Annotated in this window: 9 protein-coding genes; 6 read left to right on the plus strand and 3 right to left on the minus strand. The window is 41.7% G+C overall.

Annotation, left to right across the window (positions count from 1 at the left end):
• Positions 1–22: 22 nt before the first annotated feature.
• The 4 genes from CXF81_RS02480 to CXF81_RS02495 all read left to right on the plus strand — a co-directional run bounded on the left by CXF81_RS02480 (position 23) and on the right by CXF81_RS02495 (position 7,064).
• Complete coding sequence (locus tag CXF81_RS02480; protein ID WP_232771752.1) at positions 23–1,453, plus strand: MFS transporter; 1,431 nt, start codon at positions 23–25, stop codon at positions 1,451–1,453.
• Positions 1,454–1,695: 242 nt separating this feature from the next.
• On the plus strand, positions 1,696–3,090 hold the full coding sequence (locus tag CXF81_RS02485; RefSeq protein WP_101179778.1) for a family 16 glycosylhydrolase: 1,395 nt from the start codon (positions 1,696–1,698) through the stop codon (positions 3,088–3,090).
• Positions 3,091–3,126: 36 nt separating this feature from the next.
• Positions 3,127–6,609, plus strand: a complete 3,483-nt coding sequence (locus CXF81_RS02490; protein WP_101179779.1) for a hypothetical protein — start codon at positions 3,127–3,129, stop codon at positions 6,607–6,609.
• Positions 6,610–6,815: 206 nt separating this feature from the next.
• Complete coding sequence (locus CXF81_RS02495) at positions 6,816–7,064, plus strand: DUF3297 family protein (protein ID WP_101179780.1); 249 nt, start codon at positions 6,816–6,818, stop codon at positions 7,062–7,064.
• Between the two features lie 68 nt (positions 7,065–7,132).
• Here CXF81_RS02495 and CXF81_RS20200 read toward each other — a convergent pair whose 3' ends face one another.
• Together CXF81_RS20200 and CXF81_RS02505 are read right to left on the minus strand one after the other, a co-directional pair.
• The gene (locus tag CXF81_RS20200) at positions 7,133–7,384 is read right to left on the minus strand and encodes a hypothetical protein (protein WP_101179781.1); all 252 of its coding nucleotides are present in this window, start codon (positions 7,382–7,384) and stop codon (positions 7,133–7,135) included.
• Between the two features lie 181 nt (positions 7,385–7,565).
• Positions 7,566–9,002, minus strand: a complete 1,437-nt coding sequence (locus CXF81_RS02505; RefSeq protein WP_101179782.1) for an MFS transporter — start codon at positions 9,000–9,002, stop codon at positions 7,566–7,568.
• Positions 9,003–9,378: 376 nt separating this feature from the next.
• Here CXF81_RS02505 and CXF81_RS02510 point away from each other — a divergent pair, with 376 nt between their 5' ends.
• Positions 9,379–11,592, plus strand: coding sequence for a glycoside hydrolase family 3 N-terminal domain-containing protein (locus CXF81_RS02510; protein WP_101179783.1), 2,214 nt, complete (start codon positions 9,379–9,381; stop codon positions 11,590–11,592).
• 412 nt (positions 11,593–12,004) lie between these two features.
• Positions 12,005–15,199: a TonB-dependent receptor domain-containing protein gene (locus CXF81_RS02520; RefSeq protein WP_198556298.1), complete on the plus strand. Its 3,195-nt coding sequence runs from the start codon at positions 12,005–12,007 to the stop codon at positions 15,197–15,199.
• Positions 15,200–15,310: 111 nt separating this feature from the next.
• Here CXF81_RS02520 and CXF81_RS02525 read toward each other — a convergent pair whose 3' ends face one another.
• Complete coding sequence (locus CXF81_RS02525) at positions 15,311–16,825, minus strand: tryptophan halogenase family protein (RefSeq protein ID WP_101179785.1); 1,515 nt, start codon at positions 16,823–16,825, stop codon at positions 15,311–15,313.
• Positions 16,826–17,407 lie beyond the last annotated feature (582 nt).

A 17,407-nucleotide genomic window follows, 5' to 3' on the forward strand; every position in this document is an offset into this window, starting at 1 on the left:
ACAAATGCATTTGAATAAAAATATGTCGCATTATGATACTGCCGCTAAAGATCGAATCCCATTGGGCGAAAAAGCTGCTTATGGAACGGGAACACTTGTACTTAACTTGCTACCTGCAGCTTTAGGAATATTTGCGTTCTTTTTAATAACAGCATTTGGTGTAGACCCAATACTCGCTGGTTTATTGGGCGGTTTACCCCGCTTATTTGATGCTATAACTGACCCTATTATGGGTTTTATTACAGATAACACAAAATCCAGATGGGGTAGACGTCGGCCCTACATAGTCGTGGGTGCAATTTTAAGTGGCACCTGCTTTGCTTTGTTGTGGCAGCTTGATCCTACTAATTCTCAAAATTACACATTTTGGTATATCTTGTTATTTTCGATGGCTTTCACCATCGGTAACACCATGTTTGCAACCCCCTTTGTTGGCTTAGGCTATGAAATGACCTCAGACTATAAGGAGCGAACGCGTCTTATGGCAACCTCACAGTTTATGGGTCAAATCGCATGGATGATTGTACCCTGGTTTTGGGTGATGATTGCCGACCCCGATTTATTCGATAGTCAGGCACAAGGAGTAAGGCATCTCGCGATATATGTTTCAGGTGCTTGCATCGTCTTAGGGATTGTACCTGGACTATTTTGTAAGGGGATTGACAGTTCGCATATTGACAATAGGGCAGAAATTTCGTTTCGAACGCTTTCAAGTAATGTTATGGGAATATTCAGAAGTATTGGCCAAGCATTCAAAAATGCTGCTTTTGTAAGACTTTGCGGTGCCACCTTCTTTGTATTCAATGGTTTTCAGCTAGTTGCCTCCTTTAGTTATTTTATTATTGTATTTCATATGTTCGATGGCGATTACGCTGCGACCGGTTCTTGGCCTGCCTGGTTTTCTACTGTTAGTGCTTTTGTTACCGCCTTTTTGGTTATTCCTATCGTCAGTTGGATGGCAAACAAGTGGGGTAAGCGTAAAGCTTTTATTATATCTACCGTGCTATCAATTTTTGGTTACGCATTAAAATGGTATGGATTTAATCCTGAAAACCCATGGTTAATGTTCATGCCTATACCTTTGATGTCGTTCGGCATAGGCGGTTTATTCACATTAATGTTGAGCATGACTGCTGATGTTTGTGATCTTGACGAATTAAATAATGGCATGCCTCGCAAAGAAGGCACCTTTGCGGCTATTTACTGGCTGATGGTCAAACTAGGTCAGGCATTGGCATTAATATTAAGTGGTGTTGTATTAAAGCTTGTTGGGTTTGACGCTGGTGTCGCAACGCAAAGCGTGGAAACAATGACTAATTTGCGGATTGCCGATATTATTATTCCTGCAACTACCGCTGCACTGGCTATTCTAATGATGTGGAATTACGATATTACCGAAGAAAAAGCACATCAAATTAAAGAGAAATTGATTGAACGTCGCGGTGATATATAATATTTCTCAAGCAATGAGCGTAACCACAGTAAATCTGCCGTTATTAGTTAATTTAGGATGTCATAAAGGGGGCGTTTATAGCTTGTTTAAAACAGAGTCCGCTGATTAACGATTCACTTTGTCTTAGTAATAGTCCGTTCTATCTTGTTTAGATTGTAATAACGGGACAAATGATTAACTTCGCCCGATTGTTCATTATGTTATGTCTTGAATAATCGGTAAATTGACTAAATTGGATCCATATGAATAACGCTAACGGCAAAAATTCCACACACTTATTTATATCGGCATTTGTATTTCTTCTTCTGTTTTTAGTTGCCGCATGCAAACCCAAGTCAAACGATCCTAAACTCCCTGAGCCGGCACCAATAGCAGGCCTTCATCCATATGCACAAACAGTTGTTGCACTTAATTTTGGTGGTCCTGAGTATAAGGCAAGCGATGGTGTTTTATACTTAGCTGATAGCCTCAATATAGACTCTGTAGTGGGGTCTTCAGCAGAAATAAAGGGCAGTCAAGATGCAGCCTTGTTTAGGACATATCGAGCGGCAACGACAACAAACAATCTTGTGCTTCAATTTCCGCTAGATAATGGTCGGTATGCGCTTACTTTTAAGTTTGCTGAGCCAGATAATATCAAGGTTGGCGAACGTCAATTTGACATTAATGTAGAGGGTAAGACGGTCATTTCTGGTTTAGATATCCTCCTTGCTCGAGACAATAACATTTTATCCTCTTTGGCAAGAACGATTACCGGTGTTGAGGTCACAGATGGCGTTCTAAACGTCGAACTGGTTGCACTTAAGGGCCAACCCATAATTCATGCCATGGTCATACGCAAGACACCTAATGACCCGCGCAATTGGCAGTTAATGTGGAATGATGAGTTTGCACAAGATGGCTTACCGGATGCTAGCAAATGGCAGCACAATGTTTGGCCAGCAAGAAAAGTAAATAGCGAAGACCAGGCTTATACGAATAGAGAAAAAAATGCTCGAGTGGAAAATGGTATGCTAATAATAGAAGCCCATAAAGAAAAATTCGAACAAGCAGAATATACATCAGCAAGATTGCACAATAGTGGCAGTGGTGATTTCTTATACGGTAAAGTAGAAGTTCGAGCTCGCATACCGCGAGGTCAAGGTACTTGGTCGGCGATATGGATGCTGCCCTCAAATCCTTACAAGTACGCAACTTCATGTGCACCAGGTGAAGATTGGCAAGGCAGCAGAACCTGCGATGCTTGGCCAAACTCGGGTGAAATCGATATTCTCGAACATGTTGGATATGACATGCAAGTAGTGCACGGAACGGTGCACACTAAAGCATATTACTGGGTTAACGGGGAACAACGCAAAGCCAGTGTTGAAGGACGCAATGTCGATAAGGAGTTCCATCTTTACTCGATGGAATGGAGCCCTGAACATATTATTGTTTCGTTTGATGATGCCCCCTATTTCTATTATAAAAATGAGGGAAGTGGTTGGCGAGCTTGGCCATTTGACCACCCTTACAATGTAATTTTAAATCTTGCCATAGGCGGAAGTTGGGGTCGCGCTGGCGGCCCAATCGACGCCTCTATATTCCCATTAAGAATGGAAGTAGACTATGTGCGAATCTATCAATTGGCAGAATAAAAACAAAAACAGCCTAATTAACAAGAGAGTTTGAATATGGACAACAAGTCACTTAATGCTGACGCTAAGCCGGATGACGCCGTTAGCGGTGCTTTTATACAAATGGATGGCGACACCTATTACAAAATTAGTCATGTTGACCAAATGGCCCCCTTTTTTATCAGTGTCGTTTCTGATCAAGATCATTGGTTATTTGCCGGTTCTACCGGCGGCCTAACTATGGGCAGAGTGTCCCCCGATAAAGCTGTTTTTCCTTACGTTACCGTGGATAAGTTGTACGAGAGTACGCCGCATACTGGTCCAAAAACCATTATTAAAGTGATCCAGTCCGCGCACAAAAGCGTGTATTGGGAACCCTATAATCGTGAGCATGATGATAGATATCACGTAACCCGAAATTTGTATAAAAACCTCTTAGGCAATGTCCTTTGTTTCGAAGAAATAAATCATGATTTACAATTGGCATTTCGCTACTCTTGGCAGTTTTCCAGTGATTTTGGTATTAGCAGACAATGCAAATTAGAAAACCTAGGTGAGCAACCTCGTTCGCTTGAGTTAATCGATGGCTTACAAAATATACTTCCCGCTGGCACGCCTTCATTTACACAGTCACAGTCGAGTAATCTGGTTGACGCTTATAAATGGACAGAAGTAGACCAGGAAACTGGATTGGCATTGTATACGCTTTATTCAGCTATTACTGACCGCGCTGAGCCAGTAGAAGCGTTGCGTGCAAATACGGTTTTTCGCTTAGGTTTGCCGGGTTCAACCGTGCATTTAACCTCTTCAAGTTTAGATTTATTTAAAGCCGGCCAAGTGCTGCATAGCTCAGATTATAGTCGTGGTGTGCGCAGTTGTTATTTAGTGCATAGCCATCTTACGTTAGCCGCGCATAGCGCTCAAAAGTGGTCAATCAATGTTGATGTCGAAAAAGACCAAACCGATGTTGTGGCGCTAAAACATGCGTTGTTGAATGAATCGGCTGTCGCTGAAAAAATGCAGCAATCATTTTTAACCGGTAATGACACATTAGCCCGCATTATGGCGTCATCAGATGGATTCCAAGTAACTGCAGAAGAAGACGTTTCTCTGCACCATTATGCAAACACGCTGTTTAATGTTTTACGTGGCGGTATTTTTGCTAATCAATATCTGATTTCGCGTGCCGATTTACTCAAGACTCTACAGCATTTCAATCATGATATTTATGAAAGGCAAAAGGCTGTATTAAGCAATCTGCCCGAAAATGTAAGCTTGGACGAGCTCATGGCATCCGTTGAAGCGTTAAAAGATGTGCAGTTGAGTCGATTAATCTATGAATATTTACCGATTACTTTCGGTCGTCGTCATGGCGATCCTAGTCGCCCTTGGAATCAGTTCGCTATTGAATTGAAAGACGACCGAGGTCAACCTCTCTTATCTTATCAAGGCAATTGGCGCGATATTTTCCAAAATTGGGAAGCGCTAACGCTCAGTTATCCTTCATTTATTGAGTCGGTTATTGCAAAATTTGTCAACGCCTCTACATTGGATGGTTACAATCCATATCGCATCACTAAGCAAGGTATTGATTGGGAAATTGAAGAGCCGGATGACCCATGGAGTTACATTGGTTATTGGGGCGATCACCAGATTATTTACTTATTGAAATTATTGGAATCTTCTAATAATTTCCACCCCGGGAAATTGGCATCTTTACTCGAACAATCTGTTTACAGCTATGCCAATGTGCCTTATCGCATTAAACCGTTGCATAACATTATTGATTCACCCAAAGACACTGTTTTATTTGATAATGAACTGGCTGAAGATATCGACCGAAATATCGAGCGTTTAGGGTCTGATGGCAAATTAGTGCTAGATGCTCAGGGTCAAGTTTATCAAGTGTCCCTAGTTGAGAAGCTATTTATACCGCTGCTATCAAAATTGAGCAACCTAGTTATTGATGGTGGAATTTGGCTAAATACCCAGCGCCCAGAGTGGAATGATGCTAACAATGCCTTGGTTGGGCAAGGTTTGTCGATGGTCACGTTGTGTTATCTGAATCGTTATTTGACGTTTGTAACACAATTACTCGTTTCAATTGAGGACACCGATAAACAGTTTGCCATGACGACAGAAGTCGCCGAGTGGTTAACAGGAACGACATATATTCTGCAAAGTGCAGGTGCGCAGATAGAACAAGGCAAAGTATCTGCAAGTTTACAATTTTCTACCTTACAAAAGCTAGGTACATTAGCCAGTGAATACCGCGCAAAAATGTATCATCACTCAGGTAATTATACAAAGGAAGTTGTCAGTATAGATGAACTCAAGGCCTTGCTTTCTAGTGCCAAGCCGCTAATAACTCGCAGTATTGAAACTAATTATAGCGAGTCAGGTTTATACCATGCTTACAATGTGCTTAGCATTAATCCAAAATCCCTAAACGTGAGTCATCTTTACGACATGCTAGAAGGGCAGGTAGCGGCACTAAGTTCGGGAGCATTGAGCTCTCAAAGAGCGGTTGAGGTAATGGACACATTGTATGCAAGCGACATTTATAGAGCGGACCAAAAAACGTTTATGCTTTACCCTGATAGAAAACAGCAAGGTTTTATCAGTAAAAACTGTGTTCCTAAGCACGCTGTCATAAATCACCCACTGTTAGCAAAAATGCTCGCACAGGATGATAATCGCCTGATTAAACTCGATGTCCTAGAAAACTATCGTTTTAGTAGTGAATTAACAAACGCCAACGCTATTAAACAAATTTGGCCTCGCATAGCACAGGAATACCCAGACTTAGCAACCGACAGCGCATTAAATATGATCTTAGATATTTATGAATCTGTCTTTAATCACAGCGCCTTTACCGGTCGCTCTGGCGGCATGTTTGGATTTGAAGGATTAGGATGTATTTACTGGCACATGGTATCTAAGCTATTACTTGCGGTGCAAGAAGTGGCAATACGAAGTGTTTATGAGCAAGGTAAATCAGCAACATCGCAAGCATTAATCGCCCACTATTATAATGTGCGCTTGGGTATCGGATTTAACAAAACACCACAAGAGTATGGCGCTTTCCCAGCAGACCCTTACTCACACACACCGAAACATGCGGGTGCTCAACAACCTGGTATGACGGGTCAAGTCAAAGAAGAGCTATTGACTAGAATGGGCGAGCTAGGCTGCTTTGTGACTAATGGTAAGGTTAGTTTTGACCCTTTCTTACTAAGAGCACAGGAGTTCACCACGCAAGCAACAACGTTCCGTTATCTAGATATCAATGAGGCATGGAAGACAATCGACCTCAACAGTGGCAGTTTGGCTTTTACATGGTGCCAAGTGCCAGTTATCTACTCAATAAGCAATAATGATGATGCACTAATGACTATTTATTCTGAAGATGGCGAAAAGCACACAATGATGGCAAATGAGCTGGATCAAGAGTTAAGTCAAATGTTATTTGCTCGTTCAGGAGGGATTGTGCGAATTGATGTATCGATTGGCAGAAGCAGACTTTATAGCGCGAGCTAGCTAGTAGTATATAGGTCTGTAAAATATGGCGAAATAACATACCATTTCTGCGGATGCAGCCTTGCATCCGCATTTTTTCTAGCCTTTGGTCTTACTCTACATTTAGAGACGTGGGACAAGTCACTCACATTTATTAATGTCGCTCTTGAGCATAAGGCCTGTATTGCCTACAATAGCGGAAATTTTATTAACGATAGACCTCGACCATGACCGACACTACATCTAAACCAGCTTTACCTGATCGACTTAGCGTAAATCCGCGCAGCCCACATCATGTGGCAGAAATTTTTGAGCATGAAATTGGAATTATGTTCAATGGCAAAGAACGGGCTGATGTTGAGGAATATTGCATCAGTGAAGGTTGGGTAAAAGTCCCGTCGCACAAAGCATTGGACCGTCGCGGACAACCGCTTACGATGACGGTAAAAGGCAAGGTTGCAGCGTTCTATCGTTAAGACCAATTAATAACAGGTGTCTTAGGTTCTGATGCCACTGTAAATAGTAATAAAATGGCGTAAAGAAATTATTTACTAAACACTTTACCGCCGATCATTTTGAACGCTGGAGTGCCTCTTATTAGGGTTTCTCTGGCAAAAATAACATGGCAATTTGGGCAGGTGCACGGCAGTAAAGTGAAGTCCTTACTGATGCGCTGTTTAAAGCATTTAACCAACGATCCTTTGCCGCCCTTGCGGTATTTAAATAACGGTGCTTTGCATTTATTACAGTAAATATCCACGCAGGACTCGGGCGCTTTTTTATTAGGCTTAGCCATTTTTTTTTAGCCTGTGTTGGTGTACTTCATTTTAAGAGCATAGCTGACTGGGTTATTAGTTCCTATGATCCCGATATGTTTAATATATCAATGCATTCTTCAGTTCGCAAACGGTCAAAAATATGAGTCATAAAATTGGCTAAACTGAGGTGCTTTTTACCTCAGCCAGCATCCATCTTTATCACTTGCTAACAGGGTCGACAGACAGTCTGCGAGCGTCCAAGGCGTCTCTTACTTCCCCTGCTTTTTGTTCAGTAATTGGATACCAATACACCATCAATATTGCAATGGCAGAGCACAAAGCGGGAATGAAGGCATCAAAGATGCGCATCAGGTAAATGGTTTCCGCAGCTTGGGCGCCACCCAATGCAACATCAAAGCCAGTTGCATTCAACAAGAAACCACCCGCAGCAAGTGCTGCAGCCATTCCAAGCTTCACAACCCACCAGTATATAGAACCAAACATGCCTTCACGTCTTTCATACGTATTGAGCTCATCCATGTCACACACATCTGCAATCATAGAGCCCATTAGGGTGAATAAACCACCAAGACCAAAAGCAATGAAAGGGACCGGTAATAGCATTAGTAGCGGATAATCAGGAGTGTAGCAGAACCATTTCAATACATAACCCACCACTGATATACCAATGGCAAAAAAGAAGCCTTTGCGCTTGTCAAAGTGGGTAGAAAATTTGGTTACAATAAAGATGACGCAAAAAGTAGATATAGCAGCTAACGTGCCGGACCAACCTGCATACTCGGCTCCCATTGAGGTATCACCGCCAAATATATAGTAGATAATGACGTAGGATTGGAATGATGCAACCATCATAAAACCATTAAATACTAAAAAGGTAGCAGCACACAAAAATAGAAAAGGCCTAAATTTGACCGTCGTCGCGAAGCCTTTAAGGAAGCCTTTTACACCGGGTGTAATAAATTGTTCGCCTGGGATCGGCCCCGCTTGCACATGTTTTATGGGTTCTTTTAGAAAAATAGCGGGTAAAACTCCAACGCATATTGTGAATGCGCCAATGATGACGGCCAACCAAGCAGCACCTGCCATCATGTCTTCAAATAAGAGATCATTTTGCATAAACCATAAAAACCATGGCGCAATTAAGTAGGCAATTTGACCCATAAAATTCTGTGTTGCCATGAGTCTTGTGCGCTCATGGTAGTCAGGTGTTAGTTCATAACCTAAGGCCACCCAGGGCGTTGCAAACATAGTGTAGGCCAAATAGAAGATAAATGAGCCGATAAGAAAAAACCAAAAATAGTATTCTTCGCTTTTGCCTTCAGGGAGCTGCCATAAAAGTGCGAAAATAATACCTGCCGCAATGGCACCGCAAAAAATATACGGTCGACGGCGACCCCATTTACTTTTAGTATGGTCTGATATGTAACCCATCAATGGGTCGGTAATGGCGTCGGTTAACCTCGGCATTGCACTGACCAAGCCGACTAAAGCGGGGTTCATTCCAAGACCTAGATTTAGGACAATAACCATACCACCAATAGCAGCAGATAATAGGTTATTGATGAGGGCACCAAGGCCGTAAATGATTTTTTGAAGGAAGGGGATTTTTCCGTTTGCTACAACGTCTGCGCTCATTAATGGGCTCATGTTAAATAATTGTAAAGTTAATCGTCTACGCTAATGTTGCTAGGTTAATTTAACAAACGATATGCGATAGCTAGGCCTTATGCTGCGTTAAATAGGACACTATCAAGCATAACTATAACAAAAGCTTAATAAAAGTATAAAAAACAATAAGCACATACCTTGTTTTTCATTCTTACTTAAACATCTGGACACTCAGTCTCAGCTTACCTCAGTAGCGGTCCACTTTATCTTGTTTTGCTGGACTACGTTATTCTCATGTTTACTCTAGTTGCATTATATAAACTCGGGAAAGTTGTCGGTAGCGTCGTTTGACTGACTTGAGCTTGCAGCTATTTTTAAACCAAATTCGAACAAGAGTCTTTATATGTCCCATTTGTATTCTCCTGAGATTATCAGTCAAGCTAAACAATTACTCAGTAAAATGACATTAGACGAGAAGTTGGGGCAATTGTCTCAAGTATCCAGTGCCGGAGCGCACATACCCGACGATTTAGCCAATGCAATAAGACACGGCAGGGTTAGCTCTGTTATCAATGAAGTTGACTTAGCCACCAATAATGAACTGCAACGTTTAGCGGTAAGAGAAACCCGCTTAGGCATTCCTCTGCTAATCGGGCGCGATGTTATTCATGGTTTTAAAACTATATTCCCAATCCCCCTAGGTCAAGCGGCAACGTGGTCACCTGAGATCGTTGAGAAAGGAGCAAGAATAGCAGGGGAAGAATCCGCAACGGTGGGCGTGAATTGGACGTTTGCTCCTATGATTGATATTGCGCGTGATCCTCGCTGGGGACGAATAGCTGAAAGTTTGGGTGAAGACCCATTTCTATGCGCCGCATTATGTGCATCTATGGTTAAGGGTTTTCAAACTGATGATTTGTCGTCGCCAGGCGCTATTGCTTCTTGCGTAAAGCACTTTGCTGGCTATGGTGCTAGCGAAAGTGGTCGCGATTACAATGCGACAAATATCCCTGAAAATGAACTTCGCAACGTTTATTTGCCACCGTTTCAGCAAGCAGCTAAAGCCGGTGTGGCCTCCTTTATGACTTCTTTTAGTGATTTAAATGGAGTGCCCGCCACTGGCAATCGATGGCTGTTGAAGCAGGTATTGAGAGACGAGTGGAATTATCAAGGGTTAGTGGTTAGCGATTGGGAGTCAATAAAAGAACTTCAGGTACATGGCTTGTCTGCTAGTCAAAAAGAGTCGGCTTATTTAGCGGCTAAAGCCGGTGTTGATATGGAGATGGCAAGTCATTGTTATATCGACAATATGGCGGACCTAATTGCCGAAAATCAGCTTAACCAAGCCGAAGTCGATCAAATGGTGTTAAATGTGTTACATCTAAAATTTGCGCTAGGCTTATTTGAAAACGCATTTACAGACGCTTCAGTATTACCGCAACTAATGAACGCTCAGAATTTGCAAGTAGCCAAAGAAGCAGCGCAAAAAAGTTGTGTATTACTGCAAAATAAAAAGCGTCATGGTAATACCCCTGTTTTGCCTATCAATAGGGGATCAACTCAACGTATCGCGGTGATTGGGCCAATGGCACACGATGGTTATGAACAATTAGGTACTTGGGTATTCGACGGTGAAGAGAAACACAGTGTCACTTGCCTTAGCGGTTTAAAGGCGCTAGCAGGGCAAAGTATTGCAATTGAATTTGAATCTGTACTTTGTACATCACGTGATAGTAACACTCAGCATTTTGATAAGGCCCTTGAACTGACTAATAACGCTGACGTAGCGATTTTATATTTAGGCGAAGAATCGATTTTGTCAGGAGAAGCTCATTGCAGAGCAAACATCGACTTACCGGGCGCACAGCTAGATCTCATTGAGCACTTATCGCAATCAAATACGCCAATTGTATTGGTCGTGTTAGCCGGTAGGCCGCTGACTTTGCAACCAATACTCGACAAAGTAGATAGTATTCTATATGCGTGGCATCCGGGCACGATGGGCGGACTCGCTATTGCTGAATTACTCTTTGGGGATGTATCTCCCTCGGGGAAGTTGCCGGTGTCATTCCCCAGAGTGGTGGGCCAAATTCCGATTTATTATGCGCAAAAAAATTCAGGTCGCCCGCCGACCGAAGAGAGTTTTATTTTTATTGACGATGTCCCTGTTAGGGCTGCACAGACCTCTTTAGGGATGGCGGCAACCCATTTGGATACGCATTTTTCACCCTTGTATCCGTTTGGCTTCGGATTGTCCTACGCTAATTTTGAATATCATCACGTCAATATTAGCCAGCATGAAATTAAACTAGACTCAACATTTTCAGTCTCATTGATATTAGAAAATAAAAGTGACGTGGATGCTGAAGAAATTGTACAACTCTACATTCGAGATTTAGTCGGTTCGGTTACCCGACCGGTGAGGGAATTAAAAGGCTTCAAACGCGTATTACTAAAAGCCAAGTCAAGCGTCAATGTTATGTTTGAAATGCACACCGATGACTTGGCATTCTATGATATTTGCAATCAATTAAATGTCGAAATAGGTGATTTCTTATTGGGTGTTGGAGCAGATAGCTCCGTTGAGCTTAGCGTTCCTTTTTCATTGGTAAAGTAGCTCACCACCCTGTTTTGACTGCTGCACAATAATAAACACTCTGCAGCTGCCTCAAGCAATTTCGCCTAAAAAATAGAGTTCAGGTATACCTGCGCGCGCGGTTATCTTCACCAGTACTGGGCAACACTGCAGCAAAGGAAAAGTCGACTTCAAATGTTTCATTTTCGATAATGACGTGTCTTGCTATGGCTCATCTCATTTATTGATCATAATGACGAAAAGTTAAACAAAACAGCAGTCTGTTTGCAAAATTAAAGGAATGGGTCTAATATCTTGAATCAAGTGAATCGAGGTTTCTCATATAATCTGAGTAGTCTAATAGATGTTCGCTGATAAACCTAAAACTGATATAAAACAGTGGGTTAATAAGTATAGAAATATTAAAAGTTTCATTCTAACGGAGATCAACACATTGAAATTTAAAAATAATAAACTAAGCAATGCAGTACGCATAGCACTTGTAGTTGGGGTAACTGTAAATGCAATTCCTGCGGCATACGCACAAGATGATGAAGAGAAAGTAACGACGGAAAAGATCGTTGTCACGGGTACTCGTATTTCACGTGACGAGTTTGCCTCTGCATCACCCATTCAAGTGCTTAATGTTGACGATGCTAAACAAGCTGGTATTACGAATGTAGGCGATATGCTACAGCGTATTTCCCTTGTTAACGGTACACAAATAGATAACACAATTAACACTAACTCAGGTAATTCAAATGCAACAGAGGCGCCTCCAGCCGGTGGTGTTGGCTCTGTTAACGTTGGTTTACGTGGTTTAGGTGCGGAAAGAACATTAATACTTCTCGACGGCAATCGATTAGGTGCATCAGGTGTCCGTGGCGCGCCATCACAACCTGATTTAAGTTTGATACCACTGGATATGGTTGACCGAATTGAAGTCTTGTCAGACTCAGCTTCTGCTATTTACGGCGCTGACGCGGTAGCAGGTGTTATCAACGTTATCTTGAAAGACTCATTTGATGGTGCTCAACTTAGCGTGAATATCACTTCACCGTCTGATGCGGGTGGCGAAGTTAAACAATTATCATTTGTAACCGGTGCTGAAGGCGAGCGTTTTAAATTCATCTTTGGTGGTGAGTACTACGAACGTGAGCGTATTGCGTTAGGTGACCGTGTTGACTGTATTGAGCGAAAGGAAATCAACGCTTCTACCGGCGAGCAATATAATTATTGTAGAAATGGTTTTCCAGATAATGCAGCACTGTCAAGTAACGATGCCTCTGGTAATATTTGGAACTTCTATACGCCGGGCCAATCAAATCTGACAAACCCATTAACCGGCCAACCTGTTCCTAATTGGAGTAATCAGGCTAATATTCCTGATGTATGGAGTGCTCAATATCCTTTCTTAGGAACTCAGGTAGGAAATGACCGTTTTACGCTTAATCCTGATTACAGTGATGTACCTGATCGTTTACGATCTGACCTTGTGTCGCCTGTTACGCGCTTCTCACTAATGTCCAGTGGTAGTTATTTTCCAGAATGGGGTGAACAAGACAACATTGCAATAACATTTGCTACCTCTTACTTCCACCGCCACTTGACAAATAAAGCGTCGACTGAGCAGATATACCCTGGTATTCCTGCATTAATTCCTTATGAGAATTCTGAAGGTAATATCGTTTTAAACGCAGACGGGACTCGGGATTTAGTTCCTAATCCGTTAAACCCTTTTGGAACTGATGCCTTACCTATTATTACGATTGATAATCTTAAGCAGGAACGTGATGTTGAACTTGACCACTTCCGCTTTTCTACGGGTATCAATGGTGATTTACCTGGCCAATGGGCTAAAGACAACGGCTGGACATTTGACCTCTTTGCAAGTTATGACAGAGGTGATGGTGCGGCAAGTCAACCAATAATGGATGAAAGAAACTTAATATTCACAATAGAAACACTTCGCCTAGATTCAAATGGCGAATTAGCTTGTGGCGTTCCTATCGTAGCTAACAATACGTGGGGTGGTATTATTAGTGCACAAGACTGTGTTCCTGTTGATTTCTTTAACACGGGTCTTTATGGCAATTCGGGCGACAGCACTGGCTCACTGACTGCAGCAGAAGCAGGATACTTAATCGGTCAGCGCGTTAATAGAACCGTTGTAACACAGTCTGTCTTGTCTGGTTTTACTACCGGTGAGCTATTTTCATTCGACAATGGTGGCACAGCAAGCTTAGTTGTTGGTGTTGAAGCACGTCGCGATACTATTGATTCGCAAGCTGATTTTAATGGTGCTAATGGTCTGATTGTAGCAGAAAGTCCTGGGACTGAGGGCATTACTGCTGGTGCCCGCACAATTAACGAAATCTTCGGTGAATTGAGTTTGCCGATACTTCGTGAAGTTGATGGTGCACATGATCTAACGGTTGATTTAGCAATGCGCTATACCGATGAGTCTAACTTTGGTGGCGAAAATACCGAACGTGTTCGTGTCACTTATGCCCCTCTAGACTGGATGTCTTTTAGCGCGGCTTATGGTACTTCGTTCCGTACTCCAAACTTACGAGAGCAGTTCTTAGGCGATCAATTCGATGGCACAAGCGGTGGTTCTGATCCTTGTAACGGAGCTGCATTTGCGGATGGCAGTCCAGCAGTATATGATCCTGGCTTAGAAACACGCACCCAACTAACATTGGATAACTGTGTGCTAAGTGGTGCCAACCCATTTACTCTTGGTTCTCAAGGGTCAACTACTATACCGGTAAAAATCGGTGGTGCAGTTGATAACTTGCTTCCTGAAACATCAGATCAGACGACGTTCACATTTAAAGCGCAGCCAATTGATAACGACGATATGAGCTTCGACTTTTCAATAACCTACTTTGATATAGAAATCGAAAATACCATTCAATCTGTATCAGCTGGGTTCATTTTAGATCGTTGCTTCTCCGATGTTCCCGGTCTAGCGAGTCCGTTCTGTAGTTTAGTTGGGGCTAGAAATCAAAATCTATCGGAAGCGACTCGATTTGTTGCTGATGTTGATGCATCGTTCGTAAACATTGGTGCTGAAGTATCAACGGGTTATGATTTGAATACGCGTCTAGGTCTAAACTACGACAACTATGACATTGTCTGGACAGTGCAAGCGACATTCCAGGACGAAAGAAGTCAAACTATCATTAAAGATGACACTCTTCCAAATGGTGGTAAAGACGATTTTGTTGGCACATTCGGAACGCCTGAAATACGCTTAGTTACTCAGTTAATGTTCAATATGGGTGATTACTCGTTGGTTTATAGCGGTCGATTCATAGATGAAACTTCACGCTTTATTCGTGACCCAGCTACGTCTGGCAGTACATGTCTTGCAAGTAACGCAGGTGCCAGTGCAGCCACTATTACCGGTGACCCTGATGTTTACTTAGATTGTGTCGCTGAATCTGCGTTCTATTCTGATTTGTCTCTAACTTGGACTCCAAATGATACCTTCAGTACTACATTTGGTATCAGTAATATTACGGATGAATCGCCAGCAACAGTTTCTAGTGGTCAAGGAAACGATCGTGGTGGACGTATGACAGGTTCTGGTTATGATCAGGTTGGACAGAGCGTATTCTGGTTAGCTAAGTATAAGTTCTAATCAAGTTTCTATGTAAATACGGACTCTTATAACGTTTAAGAGCCATAAAAAAACCCCACTTCCTTTCGGATTTGGGGTTTTTATTTGCTACGTATTAAATTCTCAATTGACTTATTTTAGTGCGTCGAGAGCCTCAAGGTGAGCACTATAATTGGAACCACAGCGTTTAATAAAATCGTCTAATTCATACATATTAACAGACTGATTACCCTGATTTTGTGGCTTTACATTTTCCTTTGAAGGAAACACACCATATCCTGCAAATAATATTTGCCAAGACACAAGGGGAAAGAAACTACCGCTATCATATTTTCTAATTTCTTCTGCTAAATTATTTGGAGAGGAACCCAACCAGCTTTGCACGATAGCCATAAATGAAGGGGTCATATTTTGGTTTTCTGCGTTATCACGCCAATATTCAGTATCGCGCCTAGAATTCATTCGATAATGCGCTACGATGTAGTCGACTACACCATCAAATCCACGGTCAATAATCTGATTATATTTTTGTTGATTTTGATTGGTAAAATTGCCATTTTCAAATTCAGTTATAAAGTGACCAATGCTGTTATACACAAGGTGAAGCGCCATGGCTTCAATCGGTTCGAGAAACCCCTGCGATAATCCGACGGCCAGACAATTTTGACTCCAATTTTTTTCAAGCCTTCCTTGCTTCCACTTTACAGTTCTAACCTCTACATCCGCTTCCAATAAACCTAAATGTTCTCTGAATTCAGTTTCAGCATCGGCTATCGAACAGTATTTGGAACTGAATACATAGCCATTGCCTGTTCTACTGGTTAGCGGAATATCCCATGCCCAACCATGTTTTAATGCCGTACTTTTGGTTTGTGAATTCAAGCTATGTTTATCACTGGGTGTTGCAACGACGACTGCTGTGTCGTTAAACAGCATTTTGTCGAGTTTTATATACGGTACTTTTAATGTCTTTTCTAACAGAACCCCTGCAAAACCAGTACAGTCGACAAAAAAATCTGCCTCTAGTGATTCGCCTTCTTTAAAATCAAGACTACGAACTTCACCATTTTCTTTTTGATTAACACGAGTCACATGACGTGATAAATGTTCCACACCACATTGTTGCGCTTTTTTTCTTAAAAACTTACCTAATAAACCTGAATCAAAATGATAGCCATTAGGATGGTCAAAGGGAAAATTATGATTTGCTTTAGGACTCTTTTGATTTTGAGAGAGATAAGATCCAAGGAAAAAACGGTCTGGATGTGCCTCTACATCAAAATTATGCCTTCTTAATTGACAATTACGATCAAACTTAGGAAAGGTATGGTTATCCATTTTGGATGGAAAAGGATGACAGTACGTTTCGAATCCGGGAATTGATGTCCAGCCTTCAAAGGTAATGCCATTTTTGTATGTTGCATTGCATTCAGGCATCCATTCTGAGTCTTGGACACCTATCTCTTGAAAAAAGTTTTGTAGGGAAGGTGTTGAGCCTTCTCCTACACCCACGATACCAACGTCAGGCGATTCGATTAATGTGAGCTGTATGTCTTTATCTTTCCACCTGGCAGCCATCAGATTAGCAGTCATCCACCCCGCAGTACCACCGCCCAGAATGACTATTTTTAGCTTATTTTGATTCATTTTCTATCTTCCAAAACAAGTTATCCTTTATTAATAAATGATATCTGCTATCTAACATCAATGTAACAACTGCATCGTCGCAATCGTCTTTGGTAGCAAGTCTATAAGTTACATATTGGCGGAATACTATGCATTTACACCGTTCAATATATATACCTCAAATGCGCCTATAAAGTTGTAAAATAGCATTTTTTATTTGATGGTTACGAGTACTATTGATCTGCTTATTTGATATATATTAAAGCTCGTTTCCATCCGAAATTGTAGCAGGTTTACTCTCCCATTCAATGACTTTCTACAAGGACAGCATGAGGCTTTGATTGCTCATAGATAGAGCATCTTTTGCTTTGGGGACAGAAAACGTGCAGTCAATAAATTTCTGATAGTACACAGTTGAGTCTTATCTTTGGTCACCCTCGTGCGCACTATCCATAGTCATAATAAAATCAAACTCTGTTGAATCGATTATACTTATGCTTTAGTTTAGTCTACTAGTCGTTTTAGATTCACAAAAGTATGCATTAGTCAGCGCCGTCGCTTAACTTAACAATAAGTTTGAGGACAGCCATTTACTATTATTAA

Source organism: Glaciecola sp. 33A (assembly GCF_002836745.1).
GTDB lineage: Bacteria > Pseudomonadota > Gammaproteobacteria > Enterobacterales > Alteromonadaceae > Glaciecola.